Below are 17,719 nucleotides of genomic sequence, written 5' to 3'. Positions count from 1 at the left end.
GCCTGCGCGGTATGGTTCTCCGAAGCGATCATCTCCAGACCACGCTGCTGACGAGCGAGCTCGGCATCGATCCGCTGGGCAACCTCAGGATCGAGCTGCGCCAGGGACTGAGTCAATGATGCAGGGGCTAGGGATTCAAAAGTCTTGTTGCTCATTACTCGACGTTTCCACCGTTCGCGCTGGCGTAGTCTGCTGCCGAAAGCAGCGGACCTTCGGACTCAACTTCAACGGTGAACAGCCAGCCGTTGCCGTATGGATCTTCGTTCAGGATTGCAGGATTGTCTGCAGCTTCCTGGTTGATCTCGACGATGGTGCCGGTCACTGGCGAGTACAGGTCGGAAACCGACTTCGTGGACTCGACTTCGCCACAGGTCTCGCCCGCGGTCACGGTGTCGCCAACTTCTGGCAGGTCAACGTAGACCACGTCGCCCAGTGCGTCGGCGGCGATCTGTGTGATACCGATCTTGGCTGGCGATGCTGCATCGATCCACTCGTGCTCGGCCGAGTAGCGCAACGATGAAAGAACTTTACTCACGATAATTCCTCTCCCAAGGGAAATGGTGGGCGTCTTACGAACGCCCGCTTAGGTTAAACGTTACTTTGCTCGGGTGTAGAACGGCAGTTCTACGACCACAAATGGCAATGTCTTGCCACGAAGGTCGACATCTAGCTCGGTTCCCACTTCACTAAATGCAACATCCACGTAGCCTAGTGCTACCGGGTAGCCCAAGGTCGGCGATGGCTGGCCGGAGGTGATCTCACCTATGGTCGCCCCATCCTTGACGATGGCGTACCCGCCTCGGCCGGCGCGCTTGCCCAGACCTTTCAGGCCCACCAGCTTGCGTGGCGGTGTCTGTCCGCGCAGTGCCTCCAGCGCTTCGCGACCGACAAAGTTCTCGGTCTTCTTGAAGGACACCACCGGTGCGAAGCCGGCATCGAAGGGGGTGCGCTCGACGGAAAGCTCGTTGCCGTAGAGCGGCATGCCGGCTTCCAGACGCAGGGAGTCACGCGAAGCCAGCCCGCAAGGGACCAGTTCGTGGCCGGTGCCGGCTGCGACGGTCTTGTCCCAGATGGCGGCGGCGTCTTCGTTGGCGATGATCAGCTCGAAGCCGTCTTCGCCGGTGTAGCCGGTGCGGGCCAGCAGCACGTCGATTCCGCCGAGAACCACTTCGATGGCCGCGTAGTACTTCAGTTCCTGCACCGCGGCTGCGGTCTGCTCATCGGCCGCCAGCGATGCCACGATCGCCTCGGCGTTCGGGCCCTGTACGGCGATCAGCGAGGTGCGTGCCGAGGCATCATCCACCACGACGTCGAAACCTGCTGCGCGCTCGGCCAGTGCGGCCGCCACAACCGGCGCGTTGCCGGCGTTTGGCACGACCAGGAAGCGCTCTTCGCCGAGGCGGTAGACGATCAAGTCGTCAAGGATCTTGCCCGCTTCGTTGAGGATCAGCGAGTACTTCGCCTTGCCGACCTTCATGATGGACAGGTTGCCGGCCAGCGCGGTGTTCAACGCCTCGCCGGCCTGGGGACCGGTGAGCCATACCTCGCCCATGTGGGACAGGTCGAACAGGCCCGCGGTGGAACGCACGGCCTTGTGCTCGGCAAGTTCCGAACCATACTTCAGCGGCATATCCCAGCCGCCGAAGTCGGTGAACGAAGCGCCAAGCTCGGCATGCTTGCCGTGCAGCGCGGTGTGCTTGATATCGGTGCTTGTCTCAGTCATCGCGATGTCCTAGTCTTCGAAGGCTTCAGGAGCTGGGCAGGAGCAGATCAGGTTTCGGTCACCGGCTGCGCCGTCGATGCGCCCGGTGGCCGGGAAGTACTTGTCGCGCTTGAGGCTGGCTACCGGGAAGGCGGCCTGCTCGACGCTGTACTTGCGGTCCCAATTGCTGGAGATCAGTGCGGTGGCGCTGTGCGGTGCGTTGCGCAGCGGCGACTCTTCGATGGTGTAGACCCCGGACAGCACTTCCTGCATTTCCTGGTGGATGGTGATCATCGCTTCGATGAAGCGTTCGATTTCCGCCAGGTCCTCGGACTCGGTTGGCTCCACCATCAGGGTGCCGGAGACCGGGAAGGACAGCGTTGGTGCGTGGAATCCGAAGTCGATCAGGCGCTTGGCCACGTCTTCTGCGGTCACACCGGTTTTCGCGGTCAGTTCGCGGAGGTCCAGGATGCACTCGTGGGCCACCAGGGACTTGTTGCCGGTGAACAGGATCGGGAAGTACTCGTTCAGGCGCTTGGCAATGTAGTTTGCGTTCAGGATCGCGGTCTTGGTTGCTTCGGTCAGCCCGTCGCCACCCATCATCGCGATGTAGGCCCAGGAGATCGGCAGCACGCCGGCGGAGCCGAAAGCGGTGGACACTACCGGCACACCGTCGCGTTCGGTGTAGCTGCCCGAAGCGTCGCCGGGCAGGAATGGCACCAGGTGCTCGGCGACAGCGACCGGACCGACACCCGGTCCGCCACCGCCGTGCGGGATGCAGAAGGTCTTGTGCAGGTTCAGGTGGCTGACGTCGCCGCCGAACTGGCCCGGCTGCGCGAGGCCCACCAGGGCGTTCATGTTCGCGCCGTCGATGTAGACCTGGCCGCCCGCGGCGTGGATCTTGTCACAGACCTCACGCACGTCGGCGTCGTAGACCCCGTGGGTGGATGGGTAGGTGATCATGATGGCCGACAAGACGTCCTTGTTGGCCTCGATCTTGGCATCCAGGTCGTTTGCGTCGATGGTGCCGTCCGCTGCGGTCTTCACCACGACGACCTTCATCCCTGCCAGCACGGCCGAAGCCGCGTTGGTGCCGTGGGCCGAAGCCGGGATCAGGCAGACGTTGCGCTGGGATTCGCCGCGCGAGGCGTGGTAGCCGGAGATGGCAAGCAACCCGGAGTATTCGCCCTGCGAGCCGGCGTTGGGCTGGATCGAGATGCCGGCGTAACCGGTGATGGCGGTCAACCGGCCTTCAAGGTCGGTGATCAGTTCGCGCCAGCCGATGGACTGCTCGGCGGGAACGTAGGGGTGGATCGTGGCGAACTCCGGCCAGGTGATGGATTCCATCTCGGCGGCCGAGTTCAGCTTCATGGTGCATGAGCCCAGTGGGATCATGGTGCGGTCCAAGGCCAGGTCGCGGTCCGAGAGGCGACGCAGGTAGCGCATCATCTGGGTCTCGGAGGAGATGGTGTTGAAGATCGGGTGGGTCATGTAGGCGCTGGTGCGCACCTGCGCCTCGGGGATCTCGAAGCCCTCCGGTACGGACAGCTCAACGCCGAAGACCTCGACCAGGGTGCGCACGATATCCGCGGTGGTTGCCTCATCGGTGGAGATGCCCACCTGGGTTTCGGAAACCTTGCGCAGGTTGATGCCGGCTTCGGCCGCCTTGGCGATGACCGCTTCCGCGTTCTCGACGTTGACCACAACGGTGTCGAAGAAGGAGTCGGACGCCAGGGTGAAGCCGCCGGAAACCAGCGAGCTGGCGATGACGCGAGCGTGGTTGTGCGCCCGGGTCGCGATCTGCTTCAGGCCCGCCGGGCCGTGGTAGACGCCATACATCGAGGCGCAAATGGCCAGCAGCGCCTGTGCGGTGCAGATGTTGGAGGTGGCCTTTTCGCGGCGGATGTGCTGCTCGCGAGTCTGCAGTGCCAGGCGGTAGGCGGGGGTGCCGGCGTCATCGGTGGAGACACCGACCAGGCGCCCGGGCATCGAGCGCTGCAGGCCCGCGCCGACGGCGAGGTAGGCAGCGTGCGGTCCGCCGAAGAACAGCGGCACCCCGAAGCGCTGGGTGTTGCCCACTGCGATATCCGCGCCCTGTTCACCGGGAGGGGTGATCATGGTCAGCGAGAGCAGGTCGGCGATGACAGTGACCATCGCGCCGGCGTCCTTGGCGGCGGCGATGATCTGCTTGTGGTCGGCAATCGAGCCGTCGTTGCCCGGCTGCTGGAGCACGATACCCGAGATGTCGCCTTCCGGCAGACCCTGGGAGAGGTCAACAACTTCGATTTCGAAGCCGAGCGCGTCGGCGCGGCCTTCGATGACCTTGATGGTCTGCGGGAAGATGTTCGAGTCCAGCACGGTCTTGCCGCTGGCCTTCTTCTTATTCGAACGGCGCATCATCAGCACGGCTTCGGCCGCCGATGAGGACTCATCGAGCATCGAGGCGTTGGCGATGGGCAGGCCGGTCAGGTCCATGACCATGGTCTGGAAGTTCAGCAGCGCTTCGAGGCGGCCCTGGGAGATTTCTGGCTGGTACGGGGTGTAGGCGGTGTACCAGGCCGGGTTTTCCACGATGTTGCGGCGAATCACCGCTGGCGTGAAGGTGTCGTAGAAGCCCTGGCCGATCATCTGGGTCTTCATCACGTTCTTGGATGCCAGGTTGCGCAGGTGAGCCAACGCTTCGGTTTCGCTCAGGGCAGCAGGAAGATCCAATGCCGCACCCTGGCGGATGTCGGCCGGAACTGCGGTGTCGATCAGCTCGTCGAGGCTGGAGTAACCCAGCGTCTGGAGCATGTGGTTTGCATCGGCCGGACGTGGGCCAATGTGGCGGGACACGAATTCGCTACTCGTTGATGCCGAGGTCTGCGTAATAGTCATGGTGCAGTTATCTCCAGGGGGATCTGTCTTGGCGCATGCCAAAGGAAGGTCTCTGTCCCTCCCCATCCCTGTTGCATAACCTGAGAGTTTTACGCATCCGACCTACAAAGCCGGGCGCTTGCACCTTCGGTGAACCGGAACGGGCCGGTTTCTTTCCAGAGTTGCCTCGTGATGGCGGTACGGGGGCCTGAGAGTTTCCTGGGGAGGAATTGCTCCTACGGCGCCCATCCATGGTGTGAACGGGTCTCTCCCGCCATCCGTCGAAGGCTGTGCCGTGGATCTGATGATCCAAAACACATCACCATCTTACCTGCACCGCATGCTTCTATCCAAGACCGGCGGCTCGGTTCGATTCACAAATTAACTTGCACTGGAGCCTTGAGCGAGTTTTACATAGGCGGGATATCTCGCTGGCAAGGAGTCTCCCGAGGACGTGCCCGTCAGCCGGCGCTTGATCCAGGGTCCCAAATGCTCCTTCACCCAGCCCATATCCTCGCGTAATCTCTCGCCACGGGAGTTGACCGGCAGCTGCGGCAACCCCGGAAGATTGATCTGCCCGGCCCATTCGGGCTCAACGATGCCGTGCCTGCCGAGCAGTTCGAGCACCTTGCGCGCCATCAACGCGTGGCCGAATTCGTTCATATGCAGCCGGTCCCCCGCCCAGTAGCGCAGGTCCGAAAATTCCCGCCAGCGCCAGTAGTCGGCCACCAGCGCACCATGGGTGTCAGCGATTTCGCGGATCTTCTCGTTGTAGATGGCGGTCCGCGGACGGGTCTTGTTGAATAGCGGGGAATCCACGGTGTCGAACCCGGTGAACAGCACCACGGTGCTGCCGGACTCGGCAAATCGGCGGACCATCCCGTCATAACCGCGCATGAGCGCGTCCAGATCGGCGCTGGGGCGCAGAATGTCGTTGCCCCCTGCATAGATGGTCACCAGATCGGGTTCCAACGCCAGCCCGGCGTCGAGCTGCTGGTTGATGACCTGGGAGATCTTCTTGCCGCGAATGGCAAGGTTCGCGTATTCCCAGTCGCCCTGGGTGCCCAGCACCTCGGCCACCCGGTCGGCCCAACCGCGCACCCGGTTAGGGCGCACCATGCTGATATCTCCGACACCTTCGGTGAAGGAATCCCCTAATGCAAGGAATTTCATTTCGCTCCCTTGGCCAAGATGAGCTGGCGGGCCAGCTGGCTCAGGCGCACGCCGGTCGAGATATCCTTTTCTCCTTCATTGCGCGAAGGGATGTAGCCGAAGCCCAGCTGGTAGGCCGGGTCGGCGAAGGCCAGCGACGAATTCGCCCCGTCATGCCCATAGGCGAAGATCGAGCCGTAGTCCTTGCGCGCGGTGGGTTTCATGAAACCGACGGCGAAGGCCTGCAATTGACCGTTGGTGCGGTCCGGTCCGTAGACGAGTTCGGTGGAAACCTCGGCCCAGGTATCTGCGCTGAGCAGCCCCTCGGTGGCACCGAGCTCCGGCACCGCGCCGAAGGACGCGGCGTAGATCCCGGCGAGCGCCTGGGCGTTGGCCACCGCGCCCATGGAGGCCGGACCCAGCTGCCGGACCTGTGGCGAGTTCGCCAGTTCGTGCCAGTTGTACACCGGTCCGGATTCCAGGGCGAAGCCCGAGGTGGAGTTGACCGAGAGCCCGGACGGCGAGAACGGGTCCATGAAGGCAGGTGCTTCATCCAGCGCGGGTAGCACGTCGCGGTAGCGCGGTTCGAGTTCTGCGCCGTGGCCGATGAAGGCGTCGACTCCCAGCGGCTTGCGGATGCGCTGTTCGTAGACTTCTTTGAGTTCCTGGCCGGTGACCCGGCGTACCAGTTCTTCCATGAGTACGCCCATGGTGATGGCGTGGTAGCCGACGATATTCTGTCCCTGCGGCCAGATGCTCGGCATGGAGGCCAGCACCTTGGCGTATTCGGCCGAGTTGAGCAGAACCTCGCTTGGAACTCCCCCGGGGACGCCTAGCACGCCGGCTTGGTGGCTGAGTACTTCGCCCAGGGTCAGGCGCTGTTTGCCGCCGCTGGCGAATTCGGGCCAGTAGGTTCCGATCGGCTTGGCCGGATCGAGCAAGCCGTCCTGAATCAGCATCGCGATGACCAGCGCACCCAGGCCCTTGGTGCAGGAGAAGACGCAGGTCACCGCGTCGCCGGCGAGATGCTCGCCGACCGCGTGGCTGAGCACCAGCTGCCCGCGGTGATAAATCGCGAGCTGGGCCGAATAGCCCTCTTCTTCCGCCGCTCGGGCGTCAAGCGCTTCGGCGAGGGGCGCGAAATCTTCTGTAATGACCGAATCCATGAAAATCCTTAAAGTGCTTGCTGCTTGTCAACTAACACTAGTGCGAAAGGGGAAAAAGCTAAGCGCGGCTCTCGATTGTTTCCTGGCGGAAACGCAATTTCCAGCCCCGTTCCGTCTGCTGCCACCATGAGGAGCAGACCAAAACCTGCGAGCCTTCCGGACTCATCCGATAGGCGATCAGCACCAGCTTGGAATCCAGCGGACGTGCGGTGAGCAGCTGCACCGGACCGGTGGCCGGAAGCGCGCCGCCGGCGTCGAGGATCGAGCGCACGGTGGAGACATCCAGCAGCGAACCGTCACGGCAGACTTCCTGGTAGCTCGGGTGCAGAAAATCGCTGACCTCGGTGAAGTTCGCGCGCACCTGCGCGTCGAGCAGACCCTGCTCCAATTCGAAGACGGTGCTTGCCACGTCCACGGCTGGTTCGGTGGCGGCCTCAACCACCGGAGGCGGGGCTTGGCCCGGTTCGTTGCCAGCAATCGTGCCCGAGGAGCCGGTATAGCCGGGCCCGGCGTCCGGGTCCTTCCCGCTTTGATGTGCGGTGGCGGCGGCTCGGGCCCGGTCATCGGCTTCCTCGTTGAGTTCGTGGCCGGCATGGCCCTTGACCCATTCAAAGGTGTATTTGCGTCCAACGATCACCGCGTCTAGTTCTCGCAGAATGTCCTGGTTGAGCACCGGCTTGCCGTCGGACTTCTTCCAGCCCTTTTTCTTCCATCCCGGCATCCACTTGGTGATGCAGTTGATGGCGTACTGGGAATCGCACAGGATTTTCAGTTCGGTTTCGGGTTCTTTGGCCGTGGCGCGGAAGAGCTCGAGCACGGCTTGAAGCTCGCCCATGTTGTTGGTTCCGTGGTCCCAGCCCCCGGCTCCCCAGTTTTCGTGGTCGATATACCAGGCCCAACCGGCAGGTCCTGGGTTACCGAGTGCAGAACCGTCAGCTGCCGCAATGATCGTCATATGAATAATCCTGCCATGTCCACCCCACAAGTGCAGATGACCAGGTGTGCCATGTTCGTTTTTTAACGGGCAATGTCCCGGTGAAAACTCCGTGAGTTCTCGCCGGGACAGTGCCAGGACCTCTCGATGCGTCGGTTCAGCGGGTTTGCCTTCGATTCATTCAGGCCGGGTACATCGGGTTATGCCCCGCGGCCACGCGCTCTTCGGCGCGCACCTCGCCCGGTGCGGTACCGTCGAGGAACGGTCCGGAATCCGCCAGCTCTTCGCGCCCGTGGGCTTCGAGCCAGTTGCTCAGCTCCGGCCCCTTCGGCACGATCCCGGTGGGGTTGATATCTTCGTGAACCACGTAGTAGTGCGCCTTGATCTGCTCAAAGTCGGTGGTATCGCCAAACCCTGGGGTCTGGAACAGGTCGCGGGCGTAGCCCCACAAGTTAGGCATGTCGATCAGCTTGTTGCGGTTGGTCTTGAAGTGACCGTGGTAGACCGGGTCGAAGCGGGCCAGCGTGGTGAACAGGCGCACGTCGGCCTCGGTGATGTGGTCGCCCATGAGGAAACGGCGGGTTGCTAGACGCTCTTCGAGATAGTCCAGGGTGTCAAAGAGCCGGTCATAGGCATCGTTGTAGGCCTGCTGGTCGCCGGCGAATCCGGCGCGGTAGACGCCGTTATTCACCTCGGTGAAGATGCGCTTGATCAGGGGCAGCATCTGTTCAAGCTGATCTTCGGGCAGCAGATTCGGCGCACCTTCGCGGTGGAATTCCTTCCATTGCGTCGACATGTCCCAGGTGATTTGCGGGTAGTCGTTGGTCACCACTGCACCGGTGGGAATATCCACGATTGCCGGGACGGTGATGCCGCGCGGGTAGTCCGAGAATCGCTTGAAGTAGTTTTCCTGCACACGCTCGGTACCCAGCACCGGGTCCTTGCCGCCAGCGTCTAGGTCGAAGGTCCAGCTGCGCGAGTCATGGGTTGGGCCGGGCAGGCCGACCGATATCGCGTCCTCCAGGCCGAGGAGGCGGCGCACAATCAGCGTGCGGTTGGCCCAGGGGCAGGCACGTGCGGCCACGAGGCGGTAGCGCCCGGCTTCCACCGGCCACAGCTGCGCCCCGTCGCCGAGTCCGGCCTGCGGGTGGCCGATCGAGCTATTGGGCACACCAGCGGCAAAAGCTTCGGGGCGCGGATCTGCCACGATGCGGTCCTGGATGTAATTGGTATCCCGGCTGAATTCGCCTCCGGTGACGTAGGCACCCTTGGTCGAAAATTCTTTGGTCATTTCTCCCCTTGAAGCTTTTGGCGTAGTTCCTGTGCGGCTCTTAGCTCTCAGGCTAACTCGCTGGGTTGGCTAAGAGTAGTCATTTGCGCAGAACCACGAAAAGTTTGATTGCCAGCTTCTCGCGGTTCTCTTGATGAAAACTTAGGCGTTGGCCATGGCACCGGCGCGTACGGTGTTCATGGCGGTCGTCCAAGAAATCAGCTGGTCGAACATCGGCTGGACCGAGGCGGCGGACTGTTCGGTCGGCTTGAAGACGGAGAAGTTTTCGAAGTCGGTGAACAGCGAGAACATGCCGGTCTTCTGCACGTGGGCCAGCTGCAGTTCGGAAAGAATGCCGCGCAGGTGTTCCACCGCACGCGCTCCCATGGCCGAGCCGTAGCCGACAATTCCGGCTGCCTTGTTGGAGAATTCCGCGTTCAGGTAGGACAGTGCGTTAGCCAGGGCCGGTGCGATCGAGTGGTTGTATTCCGGAGTGATGAAGATGTATCCGTCGAATTCGGCGATCTTTGCCGACCAGTTCTTCGTGGCTTCGTTCTGGTAGTTCTGGTACGCGGCCGGGAAGGCCTCGTCCAGCAGCGGCAGGTTGAAGTCGGCGATGTCCACCAGCTCGTAGCTTGCGTCGTTGCGCTGCTGCGCCTGCTCGAGCACCCACTGCGCCACTCCAGCGTTATTGCGTCCTGGGCGGGTGGAACCGGTAATGATAGCGATCTTCAGCATGTTTTTGCTCCCCTAAGTGGTGGTACGCCCAACCTTTATGGTTGACACGTCATCAAATCTTGCTAAAAACTACATTACACGAGATAATTGATGTGTCAACAACTTTGCTGGCGTGCCCCGCAGCATTTACCGCTTCAGGAGAATAGAAAACATGGGAACCGAAAATACCCGCTGGCTCAACGACCGCGAGCAAGACCTCTGGCGGACCATTCGCGAGTTCCTCTGGCAGTTCCCCAGCGCCATGGATCGTCAACTCACCCAGGACTCCGCCATGCAGTCCGGAGAATACTCGGTCCTCGCGGTACTTTCCGAGGCCGAAGAGTCCTCGCTTCGCCCCGCCGAGATGGCCGAGGAGCTGCGCTGGGACCGCTCCCGGCTCTCGCACCTCTTGCGCCGCATGGAGGCCAAGTCCCTGATTACCCGCTGCTCAGATGCCTCGGATCGCCGCGGCCACCAGATCGGCTTATCCGAACTCGGCTGGCAGGCGATTCGCGAAGCGGCTCCGAAGCACGTTGAATTCATTCGCCAAACGCTGTTCGATTCGCTCACGCCAGCGGAACATGCCGCCCTGGAGACTGCGTTGCCTAAAATTTTAGCCGCAATCGCACCGCACGCACCAACCACGCCGCAATGCGACTAGCCCGACTGCTGGGCGAACTCGCTATTGCTCACTAGGCGGGCAAATTTACCGTCGAGCTCCACCAGTTGCGCAAAGCTCCCGGCCTCAATAATCTGCCCCTCATCGAGCACCACGATCTGATCTGCGCGCATCACCGTGCTCAGCCGGTGCGCAATCAGCAGCGTGGTGCGCCCAACGGCCAATTGATCCAGGGCCTGCTGCACCAGCGCCTCGGTCACCGTATCGAGGGCACTGGTTGCCTCGTCCAGGACGAGGACCTTGGGCCTGCGCAGCATGGTGCGTGCGATCGCCAGCCGCTGCTGTTCACCGCCGGAGAAGCGGTGGCCGCGTTGCCCGACGCGGGTATCCAGCCCCTCGGGCAGCCCGCGAATCAGCTCCGCAATCTGCGCCGCCTCCAAGGCTTCCCACAATTCTCCCTCGCTGGCGTGCGGTGCGGCCCAGAGCAGGTTCTCGCGCACACTGGTATGCAGCAGATAGCTTTCCTGCGCCACCATGGAGACCACCGCGGCGATCTCTTGCGGCTTCACCTCGCGAAGATCCACGCCGTCCAAGGTGACATTGCCAGAGCTCGGATCCAATAGCCGCGGCAGCAATGAGCCCAGCGTTGATTTGCCCGAACCGGTGGCGCCCACGACTGCAGTCATCGTACCGGCCGCTAGCTTGAGGTTGAGGTCCCGCAAGGTATCGGTGCGCGCCCCGGGATAGCGGAAGCTCACATCCTTGAGTTCCAGTTCTCCGCGCACCTCGCTGGCCACGAGCTGGCGCGGGTTTTTCGGGACCGGGAGCGCCTGATCGGCATCGAGGTATTCAAAGACTCGGCTGAATAGCGCCATCGCCGAGACCCACTGGATGGAGATGCTCATCAGCCCCAGCACCGGGCGGAAGATCCCGGCCTGCAGTCCGGTAAAGGCCACCAAGGTGCCGATGCTCATGCCCTCCCCGGTGACAGGAAGCCCGGCCACGATGTAGAGCACCGCCGGCACCGCGGCGAAGATGATCGACATCGCGGCCATGCGCCAGCGACCGGCCAAAGCGCTACGCATCTCCAGATCGATGAGCTTCGAACTGGAATCGGTGAACTGCTCCGCGTCGAGCGTGCCGGTACCCATCACCTTGGCCAGGCGAACTCCGGAGATGCTCAAGCGTTCTTCGATAATCGAGGTGAGCGTGGACATTTCCCGCTGCCGCGCTCCGGTGATCTTGCGCCGCAGCTTGGCGGTTTGCCTGGCCAGGATGATGGCCGGCGGCAGGACCACCAGCGAGATCAGGCTCAACTTCCAGGAAATGGCTACCATCGCGCAAGCGGTGGCCACCACGGTGGTCAGATTTGAAGCGATCGAAGTCGCCGAGTTGGTGATCACCGACTGCATCTGGCCGACGTCATTGGTCAGCCGAGACTGCACCTCCCCCGAGCGAGCATTGGTGAAAAAGGCCAGGGACTGCTTCTGCAGGTGGGCGAACAGTCCGGTGCGCAATCCATGCATCACCTTCTGGCCCATCAGAGTCGCTCGCCACGTTTGAATCACGCCGAGCACCGCGTTGATCAAGGCAATGAGGACCAGCCCGCCAGCAAGCGCCAGCAATAGCTTGACGTCCTGCTCGGGAATAGCCACGTCAATGAGTTCACGGACGATAAATGGTTGCGCCAGCCCAATCAGCGATGAGGCCACGATCAGCAATATCACCACGATGACGGTTCTCAGGTGCGGGCGAAAAAGCCCGGCCACCCGGTGCAGCGAGACCGGATGCTCCGCCAGCCATTCCTTATCCTGTTTTGCATCACCCGGGCGCCCGCCGCCGCCGGGGCCACCCATTGCCATGGGAATCATGCGCACCTCCATTTATCTCTATGTTCACAAACCAGAATAACAGAGGTTACCTCACTATGTGGTTCCATCTTGAGTTTGTCGGGAAGAACACCCTATTCTTTAATCATGCCTACCCAAGAGTCCGGCCCTGACTTGGTCGACCTGTTCAACCGCAGTTCGCGTTTGCTTCGCGGCAAGTGGCGCCATACCCTCACGCCCTACGGCATCACCCCGCATCAAGTACGAACGTTGATGTTGCTGGGACGCGAAGGAACCGAGGGAATGCGCAACTCGCAATTAGCCGAAAGGCTGCACATTGCCCCGCGCTCCACCACCGAGGTCATCGACCAGCTGGTCGCCAAGGAGCTAGCCACACGCACCGCGGATCCCGCCGATCGCCGCGCCAGCTTGATCACGCTGACCCCGTCGGGCAGCGAGCTGCTGCAAATTCTGCATGCCGAACGCAAGCAAAGCCACGAGGAATTCTTCGCGAGCCTCGGTGCGGAGGACCGCAGCGAGCTCACCCGGATATTGGGGCTGCTCGTTGCAGATGCAGCAGGCAGTCCGCGGTGCTAATCCAAGGTCATTGAGCACAAAAGAGGGCGGTTTCCCGCAGGATAAAAGTCCCGGGAAACCGCCCTCATCTCTAACTGCTTCGCCTAGTTTTCGGTCTTTCCGCGACGCCAGTACCCCATGAAGGCCACCTGCTTTCGGTCAATGCCTGCCTCGCGCACCAGATAGCGGCGCAGGTCCTTGACCATGCCCGCCTCGCCGGCAATCCAGGCATAGAACGGTGCGGATTCTGCGGCGCCGGTTTCCCACAGGATCTGCGCGTCCACGTCAATGTCTTCGGGATCCGCGTCGGTATGCACCGCGCCGGCCGCCGGAATAGCCACCACGTCGCGCACCGCCGCCGCAAGCAGCACCCCATGCTCGCTGGTGCCACGCGTCAGCCATTGCACCGATACTCCGGAGCGGGTGGAGGCGCCCAGAATGTCGGTGGTCTCCGGAACCTCAATCAGGGCGTGGCCGGTCACATTGGACGGCAGCGCCTCGAGAATCGCACAAATTGCCGGGGCCGCGGTCTCGTCGCCGGCCAGCACCACGCGGCCTGCGCCTCCCGGACGGAATTCGATTCCACCGTAGGTTTCATCGCTCAACGCCCGGTTCGGCCCCAGCAGCAGCAGTTCGTCGCCGATCTGCGCGCGATCGGCGAATTCGGTCGCCGGGCCGCCGCGCAGGCGGCCATCGACAACCTCGCCATGCATCACAAAGTCGATATCCAGCTCGGCGGTATCCCCGAGGTTGTCGCGGTGCCCCATCTCCCGGAAGGCGCGCACCGTGTAGGTGCGCATATATCCGCGAGTCGCCGGGTCGATCGACAGCCAGCGACGGTACCAGCCCTCCTGCTCCGCCGGGCTGGATAGGGACCGTGGACGCAGAGCCGCGATCTGCGGGGTCAATGCCGAACCGCCGGCAGGCGGCAGCAGCAGCTTGATCCGCATATCCAACGGGTGGCTGTTCGTTCCGAAGTGCGCCAGGTCGGCGCCGCCGATGGTGATCCGCCGGAAGGAGGGCGCCAGATCCTGGGTGCGCAAGACGCTGCACTGGTAGGCCAGGGTTGCCAGATGCTCGGAGCCCGGACGCATCCGCGTCTCCTGTTCCGCCTCGGCTTGCGCAGGCTTCGGCGGTTGCGCCGCCGGCTTAGGGGCCTGGGCGCTCTCGGCGGAGCGCACGATCCCCTGTGCGGCCAGCACGTTCTCGGTGCGCAGCACGCGGTGGCGGCCGATCGGGAGCACCAGCGGGGTGCCGGCTACCGGGTCCGGGATCACCCGGCTGGGCATGCCGAACACGTCCTTGACGGTGCGTTCGGTCACCACGTCGTTGGGGTGGCCGGCGGCGTAGATCTTTCCCCCGCGCAGGGCCACGAGGTGATCGGCATAGCGCGCGGCGAGGTTCAGGTCATGGAGCACAATGACCACGGTGATCCCACGGGTGCGGTTCAGCTCGCTGATCACGTCCAGCACTTCGAGCTGGTGGGCTACGTCCAGGAAGGTGGTGGGCTCATCGAGCAGCAGCAGCTCGGTCTCCTGGGCCAGGGCCATGGCGATCCACACGCGTTGGCGTTGTCCGCCGGAGAGCTCGTCAACCGCGCGGTCCGCCAGCTCCATGGTGCCGGTCAGGTCCAGGGCGCGGTTGACCGCCGCCTCGTCTTCGGGTCCGAAGCGCTTGAACAGCCCCTGATGCGGGTAGCGGCCACGGCTGATGAGCTCGCGAGCGGTAATTCCGTCCGGCGCGGTGGGCGACTGCGGAAGCAGCCCGAGCGTCCGGGCCACCTCCTTGGCCGGGCGCGTGTGGATATCCTGCCCGTCGAGCAGCACCTGGCCACCGGCCGGGCGCATCAGACGCGACAGCGCCCGCAGCAAGGTGGACTTGCCGCAGCCGTTGGCCCCGACAACGATGCTCACCTGCCCGGTGGGGATGTCCAGGGACAGCTCGTCCACGATGGTGACCTTGTCATAGGCCAGGGTCAGGTCGGTTGCCTGGAGTTGGGCCATGGGTTATCCCCCGCTTCCTGTTGAGTTGGAACGCACCAGCACCCAAATCAGGAATGGTGCGCCGAATGCACCGGTGATTACGCCCACCGGCAGCGACAAATCCGAAAACAGATTTGCGGCGAAAAAGTTTGCAACGACCACGATGACCGCTCCGGTCAGCCCGGCGAGCCAAATATTTATCGCCCCGCGAGTCAGCGCGGCGGTGATCGGGCCGGCGAGAAACGCAACAAAAGACAGCGGTCCGGTGACCGCAATGGGGATGGCGCCAAATGCCACGGCCACGAACACCAGCAAGATGCGCGCCCGGGACACGTTCAGGCCCAGCGCCGCGGCCGCATCATCGCCGAGCTCCAGCAGCTTCAGCTGCCGCACCACAATCGGAAGCAAGCAGAGCGCAAGGATTCCCAGGCTTGCCAGCAGGATCGTGGCACGTTCCCAGGTGCTCGGCGCGAGCGACCCGGTCAGCCAGCGCATCGCATCTCCGGCGGTGTTCAGCTGAGCCTGGGTGAGCAGATACTGGATGATTGCCTGCAGCATCGCACCGATGGCCAGACCGGCCAGGATGAGCCGGGAACCGGTTCGCTTGCCCGAAGCCGACAGCCAGTAGATCAGGGCCGCCACGGCCAAGCCGCCGGCCAGCGCGGCGGCATTCAGCTGCCATCCGGTGGTGCCGAAGTAGATCAGCGCCACGATGGCGCCGGTGGCCGCCCCGAAGCCCACGCCGATCACGTCCGGGCTCGCCAGCGGATTGGCAAGCCACCGCTGGAAGAGCGAACCAGAAATTCCCAGCCCGGCCCCGGCAAGGGCGCCCACCGCAATGCGCGGCAACCGGTCATCTAGCAGGATGAAGCTGGTTCCGGGCACCGTTTCACCGGAAAAGACCGCGAAGATCTCTTCGGCGGGCAGCCTGTCCCGGCCCCAGAAAATATAGGCCACGGAGGCTGCGACGAAAGCCAGCGTCAGCCAGAGCACGCTGGAGAGCACTCGCTGCCTGCGCCGGGCGGGCAGCGCGCTTTGTACTGGTGCCATTACAGGGTCACCGACTTCATGCCGCTGCGCATCATGATAATGAACAGTGGCGCTCCAAGAATTGCGCACATCACGCCGACCTGGATTTCACCCGGCGGATTGATCACCCGCCCCAAGGTGTCCGCGACCAGCAGCAGGATCGGCCCGGCGATGATGCTCGCCGGCATCAACCAACGATAGTCCGACCCGACGAGCAGCCGCACCGCATGCGGAATCATCAGCCCGACAAAGGCAATGGGCCCGGCCACCGCGGTGGCGGTTCCGACCAGCAAGACGATGCCCACCGATCCGAGGACTCGCGCCCGTCCCAGCCGGAAGCCCAGCGCGGTCGCCGAATCGTCGCCCATGGCCACCGCGTTGGAGACCCGCGCGGTGCCCAGCACGATCAACGCACCGACGGCAACGACCGGGATGACCAGCAGGTAGGTTTCCACGCCTCGGGCCGCCAGCGTGCCGATTTGCCAGAAGCGGAACTCGTCCAGGGCCAGCGTTGAGACCATCAGCACCGCGCTGGTCACCGCGGTGAATCCCACCGAGAGGGCCGCGCCGGATAGGGCAAGCTTGATCGGCGTGGCGCCTTCACGACCCACGCTGGCCACCACATACACCAAGGCCATCACCACCGCGGCGCCGAGGAAGGCGGCGATCATGGTGCCGGTCAGGGAAGTCATTCCAAAGAAGGCGATACCCGTAACGACCGCTAGGGCCGCGCCGGCATTCAAGCCAAGAATTCCGGAGTCTGCCAACGGGTTGCGGGTCAACCCCTGCATGGCGGCACCGGAGAGTCCAAGGGCGGCGCCGACAACAATTCCACCCACCGTCCGGGCAATGCGAGAGTGCACGACCACATGGTCCGAGACGCCGTCGTCAAAGTTCGTAAAAGAATCCGCGAGGGTCCCCAGCGCAACCGGTCGCGCACCAAAGATCAGCGAGGCGATCACCGCAATCCCCAGCACGGCCAGCAGGCCCAGGCAGGCGGCAATCTTACGTCCCAGCTTCATCTTCGGCGCGCTGCTGCGCTTGGTGCTTTCGGTGGCCGTCATTGCTTCCTACACTCGTTGTCATGGAACATCTTGCTTTTCCCACCGTTTTGTCCCCCGGTATTGCCGTGCTGCGCGCGGATAATCCCTCGGAAATGACCTTGGAGGGGACAAATACCTATCTGCTCTTCGACCCGCAGACCACGCAGTTGAGCCACGACACCGAAATTGTGGTGGTGGATCCGGGGCCCGACATGCCAGCGCATCTGCACGCGTTGGCGGCCTTTGATGTCCAAATGATTTTGTTGACGCACCGCCATGGGGATCATTCCGGAGGGATCCCGCTGCTGCATGAGCTGACCGGAGCACCGGTGCGGGCCCGGCTCGCGGAATTCTGCCGGAATGCCGCACCGTTGAGCGATGGCGAGCGGCTCGAATTCTGCGCAACCACCCTGCGCGTGCTGTTCACCCCGGGCCACACCTCGGACTCGGTGTGCTTTGTCCGTGAAGGCCAGCAAGGTGCGTTGTTCACCGGAGATACCGTGCTCGGCCGCGGAACCACTATTCTTGAGCATCCCGATGGAACGCTGGCCGACTATCTGGACTCCTTGGCACGGCTTTCGGCCTTGGCAGACATGCCGCTGCACCCGGCCCATGGCGAGCAGCATGCTGGCTCGCATAAATTGCTGACCGCCTACCGGGAGCACCGCGAGTCTCGTCTGGAGCAGGTCCGCGTTGCCCTGGCCAAACTCGGCAAGGCCGGGGCAGACGCCGAGCCAGCGGAATTGCTGGATCTTGTCTACCCCGACCTGGATCCGCGCCTGGCCGGCGCGGCTAGCAGCTCCCTGGAAGCGCAATTGCACTACTTGGCGGTGAATTCTTGAGG

The 17,719-nt window shown here is 63.2% G+C and carries 15 protein-coding genes, 1 pseudogene and 1 riboswitch; of the genes and pseudogenes, 3 read left to right on the top strand and 13 right to left on the bottom strand.

What is annotated here, in order from left to right; all coding sequences use genetic code 11:
* From CQ017_RS16130 to CQ017_RS16090, 9 genes and pseudogenes are all read right to left on the bottom strand, one after another.
* Nucleotides 1–155, bottom strand: a pseudogene (locus tag CQ017_RS16130) (serine hydroxymethyltransferase); the annotation flags it as partial.
* On the bottom strand, nucleotides 155–535 hold the full coding sequence (gcvH, locus tag CQ017_RS16125) for a glycine cleavage system protein GcvH (protein WP_096283236.1): 381 nt from the start codon (nucleotides 533–535) through the stop codon (nucleotides 155–157). The pseudogene CQ017_RS16130 and the gene gcvH, both read right to left, overlap by 1 nt.
* Nucleotides 536–595: 60 nt before the next feature.
* Nucleotides 596–1,723, bottom strand: a complete 1,128-nt coding sequence (gcvT, locus tag CQ017_RS16120; protein WP_105554552.1) for a glycine cleavage system aminomethyltransferase GcvT — start codon at nucleotides 1,721–1,723, stop codon at nucleotides 596–598.
* Nucleotides 1,724–1,732: 9 nt separating this feature from the next.
* Nucleotides 1,733–4,579, bottom strand: coding sequence for an aminomethyl-transferring glycine dehydrogenase (gcvP, locus tag CQ017_RS16115; protein WP_105554551.1), 2,847 nt, complete (start codon nucleotides 4,577–4,579; stop codon nucleotides 1,733–1,735).
* 165 nt (nucleotides 4,580–4,744) lie between these two features.
* Nucleotides 4,745–4,842, bottom strand: a riboswitch (glycine riboswitch).
* A gap of 97 nt (nucleotides 4,843–4,939) precedes the next feature.
* Nucleotides 4,940–5,731, bottom strand: a complete 792-nt coding sequence (locus tag CQ017_RS16110; RefSeq protein ID WP_096283233.1) for an SGNH/GDSL hydrolase family protein — start codon at nucleotides 5,729–5,731, stop codon at nucleotides 4,940–4,942.
* Nucleotides 5,728–6,876: a serine hydrolase domain-containing protein gene (locus CQ017_RS16105; RefSeq protein WP_105554550.1), complete on the bottom strand. Its 1,149-nt coding sequence runs from the start codon at nucleotides 6,874–6,876 to the stop codon at nucleotides 5,728–5,730. The genes CQ017_RS16110 and CQ017_RS16105 overlap by 4 nt, the downstream gene beginning before the upstream one ends.
* A gap of 58 nt (nucleotides 6,877–6,934) precedes the next feature.
* Nucleotides 6,935–7,831 carry a ribonuclease HI family protein gene (locus CQ017_RS16100; RefSeq protein WP_105554549.1) on the bottom strand — a complete coding sequence of 299 codons (897 nt, stop codon included), beginning with the start codon at nucleotides 7,829–7,831 and terminating at the stop codon, nucleotides 6,935–6,937.
* A gap of 160 nt (nucleotides 7,832–7,991) precedes the next feature.
* Nucleotides 7,992–9,101, bottom strand: a complete 1,110-nt coding sequence (locus CQ017_RS16095; RefSeq protein ID WP_105554548.1) for a glutathione S-transferase family protein — start codon at nucleotides 9,099–9,101, stop codon at nucleotides 7,992–7,994.
* Nucleotides 9,102–9,242: 141 nt separating this feature from the next.
* Complete coding sequence (locus tag CQ017_RS16090) at nucleotides 9,243–9,818, bottom strand: NADPH-dependent FMN reductase (RefSeq protein ID WP_105554547.1); 576 nt, start codon at nucleotides 9,816–9,818, stop codon at nucleotides 9,243–9,245.
* Nucleotides 9,819–9,969: 151 nt separating this feature from the next.
* Here CQ017_RS16090 and CQ017_RS16085 point away from each other — a divergent pair, with 151 nt between their 5' ends.
* Nucleotides 9,970–10,458 (top strand): MarR family winged helix-turn-helix transcriptional regulator, encoded by a 489-nt coding sequence (locus tag CQ017_RS16085; RefSeq protein ID WP_105554546.1) that lies wholly within the window; start codon nucleotides 9,970–9,972, stop codon nucleotides 10,456–10,458.
* On the opposite strand, the gene CQ017_RS16080 is transcribed toward CQ017_RS16085, so the two are convergent.
* The gene (locus tag CQ017_RS16080; protein ID WP_105554545.1) at nucleotides 10,455–12,287 is read right to left on the bottom strand and encodes an ABC transporter ATP-binding protein; all 1,833 of its coding nucleotides are present in this window, start codon (nucleotides 12,285–12,287) and stop codon (nucleotides 10,455–10,457) included. The genes CQ017_RS16085 and CQ017_RS16080 overlap by 4 nt on opposite strands.
* Before the next feature lie 105 nt (nucleotides 12,288–12,392).
* On the opposite strand from CQ017_RS16080, the gene CQ017_RS16075 reads away from it, so the two are divergent.
* Entirely contained in the window at nucleotides 12,393–12,842 is a 450-nt protein-coding gene (locus tag CQ017_RS16075; RefSeq protein WP_105554544.1) for a MarR family winged helix-turn-helix transcriptional regulator, read from the top strand.
* Between the two features lie 83 nt (nucleotides 12,843–12,925).
* Here the strand turns inward: CQ017_RS16075 and CQ017_RS16070 are convergent, their stop codons facing one another.
* The 3 genes from CQ017_RS16070 to CQ017_RS16060 are packed head-to-tail and all read right to left on the bottom strand — an operon-like array spanning nucleotide 12,926 to nucleotide 16,896.
* The gene (locus CQ017_RS16070; protein ID WP_105554543.1) at nucleotides 12,926–14,824 is read right to left on the bottom strand and encodes an SIP domain-containing protein; all 1,899 of its coding nucleotides are present in this window, start codon (nucleotides 14,822–14,824) and stop codon (nucleotides 12,926–12,928) included.
* Nucleotides 14,825–14,827: 3 nt separating this feature from the next.
* Entirely contained in the window at nucleotides 14,828–15,853 is a 1,026-nt protein-coding gene (locus CQ017_RS16065; protein ID WP_105554542.1) for an iron chelate uptake ABC transporter family permease subunit, read from the bottom strand.
* A complete protein-coding gene (locus tag CQ017_RS16060) occupies nucleotides 15,853–16,896 on the bottom strand; it encodes an iron ABC transporter permease (RefSeq protein ID WP_105554541.1) in 1,044 nt (347 codons plus the stop codon). Before CQ017_RS16060 ends, CQ017_RS16065 begins: the two co-directional genes overlap by 1 nt.
* A 20-nt stretch (nucleotides 16,897–16,916) precedes the next feature.
* On the opposite strand from CQ017_RS16060, the gene CQ017_RS16055 reads away from it, so the two are divergent.
* The gene (locus CQ017_RS16055) at nucleotides 16,917–17,717 is read left to right on the top strand and encodes an MBL fold metallo-hydrolase (RefSeq protein WP_105554540.1); all 801 of its coding nucleotides are present in this window, start codon (nucleotides 16,917–16,919) and stop codon (nucleotides 17,715–17,717) included.
* Nucleotides 17,718–17,719: the final 2 nt, after the last annotated feature.

This window comes from Arthrobacter sp. MYb224, assembly GCF_002975455.1.
GTDB lineage: Bacteria > Actinomycetota > Actinomycetes > Actinomycetales > Micrococcaceae > Glutamicibacter.
This window is presented reverse-complemented; position numbering and strand designations above follow the sequence as displayed.

Bases quoted from the DNA above. Each gene is read 5' to 3' on its own strand.
- gcvT (WP_105554552.1), bottom strand. From the start codon at position 1,723: ATGACTGAGACAAGCACCGATATCAAGCACACCGCGCTGCACGGCAAG.
- gcvP (WP_105554551.1), bottom strand. From the start codon at position 4,579: ATGACTATTACGCAGACCTCGGCATCAACGAGTAGCGAATTCGTGTCC.
- CQ017_RS16110 (WP_096283233.1), bottom strand. From the start codon at position 5,731: ATGAAATTCCTTGCATTAGGGGATTCCTTCACCGAAGGTGTCGGAGAT.
- CQ017_RS16105 (WP_105554550.1), bottom strand. From the start codon at position 6,876: ATGGATTCGGTCATTACAGAAGATTTCGCGCCCCTCGCCGAAGCGCTT.
- CQ017_RS16100 (WP_105554549.1), bottom strand. From the start codon at position 7,831: ATGACGATCATTGCGGCAGCTGACGGTTCTGCACTCGGTAACCCAGGA.
- CQ017_RS16095 (WP_105554548.1), bottom strand. From the start codon at position 9,101: ATGACCAAAGAATTTTCGACCAAGGGTGCCTACGTCACCGGAGGCGAA.
- CQ017_RS16090 (WP_105554547.1), bottom strand. From the start codon at position 9,818: ATGCTGAAGATCGCTATCATTACCGGTTCCACCCGCCCAGGACGCAAT.
- CQ017_RS16085 (WP_105554546.1), top strand. From the start codon at position 9,970: ATGGGAACCGAAAATACCCGCTGGCTCAACGACCGCGAGCAAGACCTC.
- CQ017_RS16080 (WP_105554545.1), bottom strand. From the start codon at position 12,287: ATGATTCCCATGGCAATGGGTGGCCCCGGCGGCGGCGGGCGCCCGGGT.
- CQ017_RS16075 (WP_105554544.1), top strand. From the start codon at position 12,393: ATGCCTACCCAAGAGTCCGGCCCTGACTTGGTCGACCTGTTCAACCGC.
- CQ017_RS16070 (WP_105554543.1), bottom strand. From the start codon at position 14,824: ATGGCCCAACTCCAGGCAACCGACCTGACCCTGGCCTATGACAAGGTC.
- CQ017_RS16065 (WP_105554542.1), bottom strand. From the start codon at position 15,853: ATGGCACCAGTACAAAGCGCGCTGCCCGCCCGGCGCAGGCAGCGAGTG.
- CQ017_RS16060 (WP_105554541.1), bottom strand. From the start codon at position 16,896: ATGACGGCCACCGAAAGCACCAAGCGCAGCAGCGCGCCGAAGATGAAG.
- CQ017_RS16055 (WP_105554540.1), top strand. From the start codon at position 16,917: ATGGAACATCTTGCTTTTCCCACCGTTTTGTCCCCCGGTATTGCCGTG.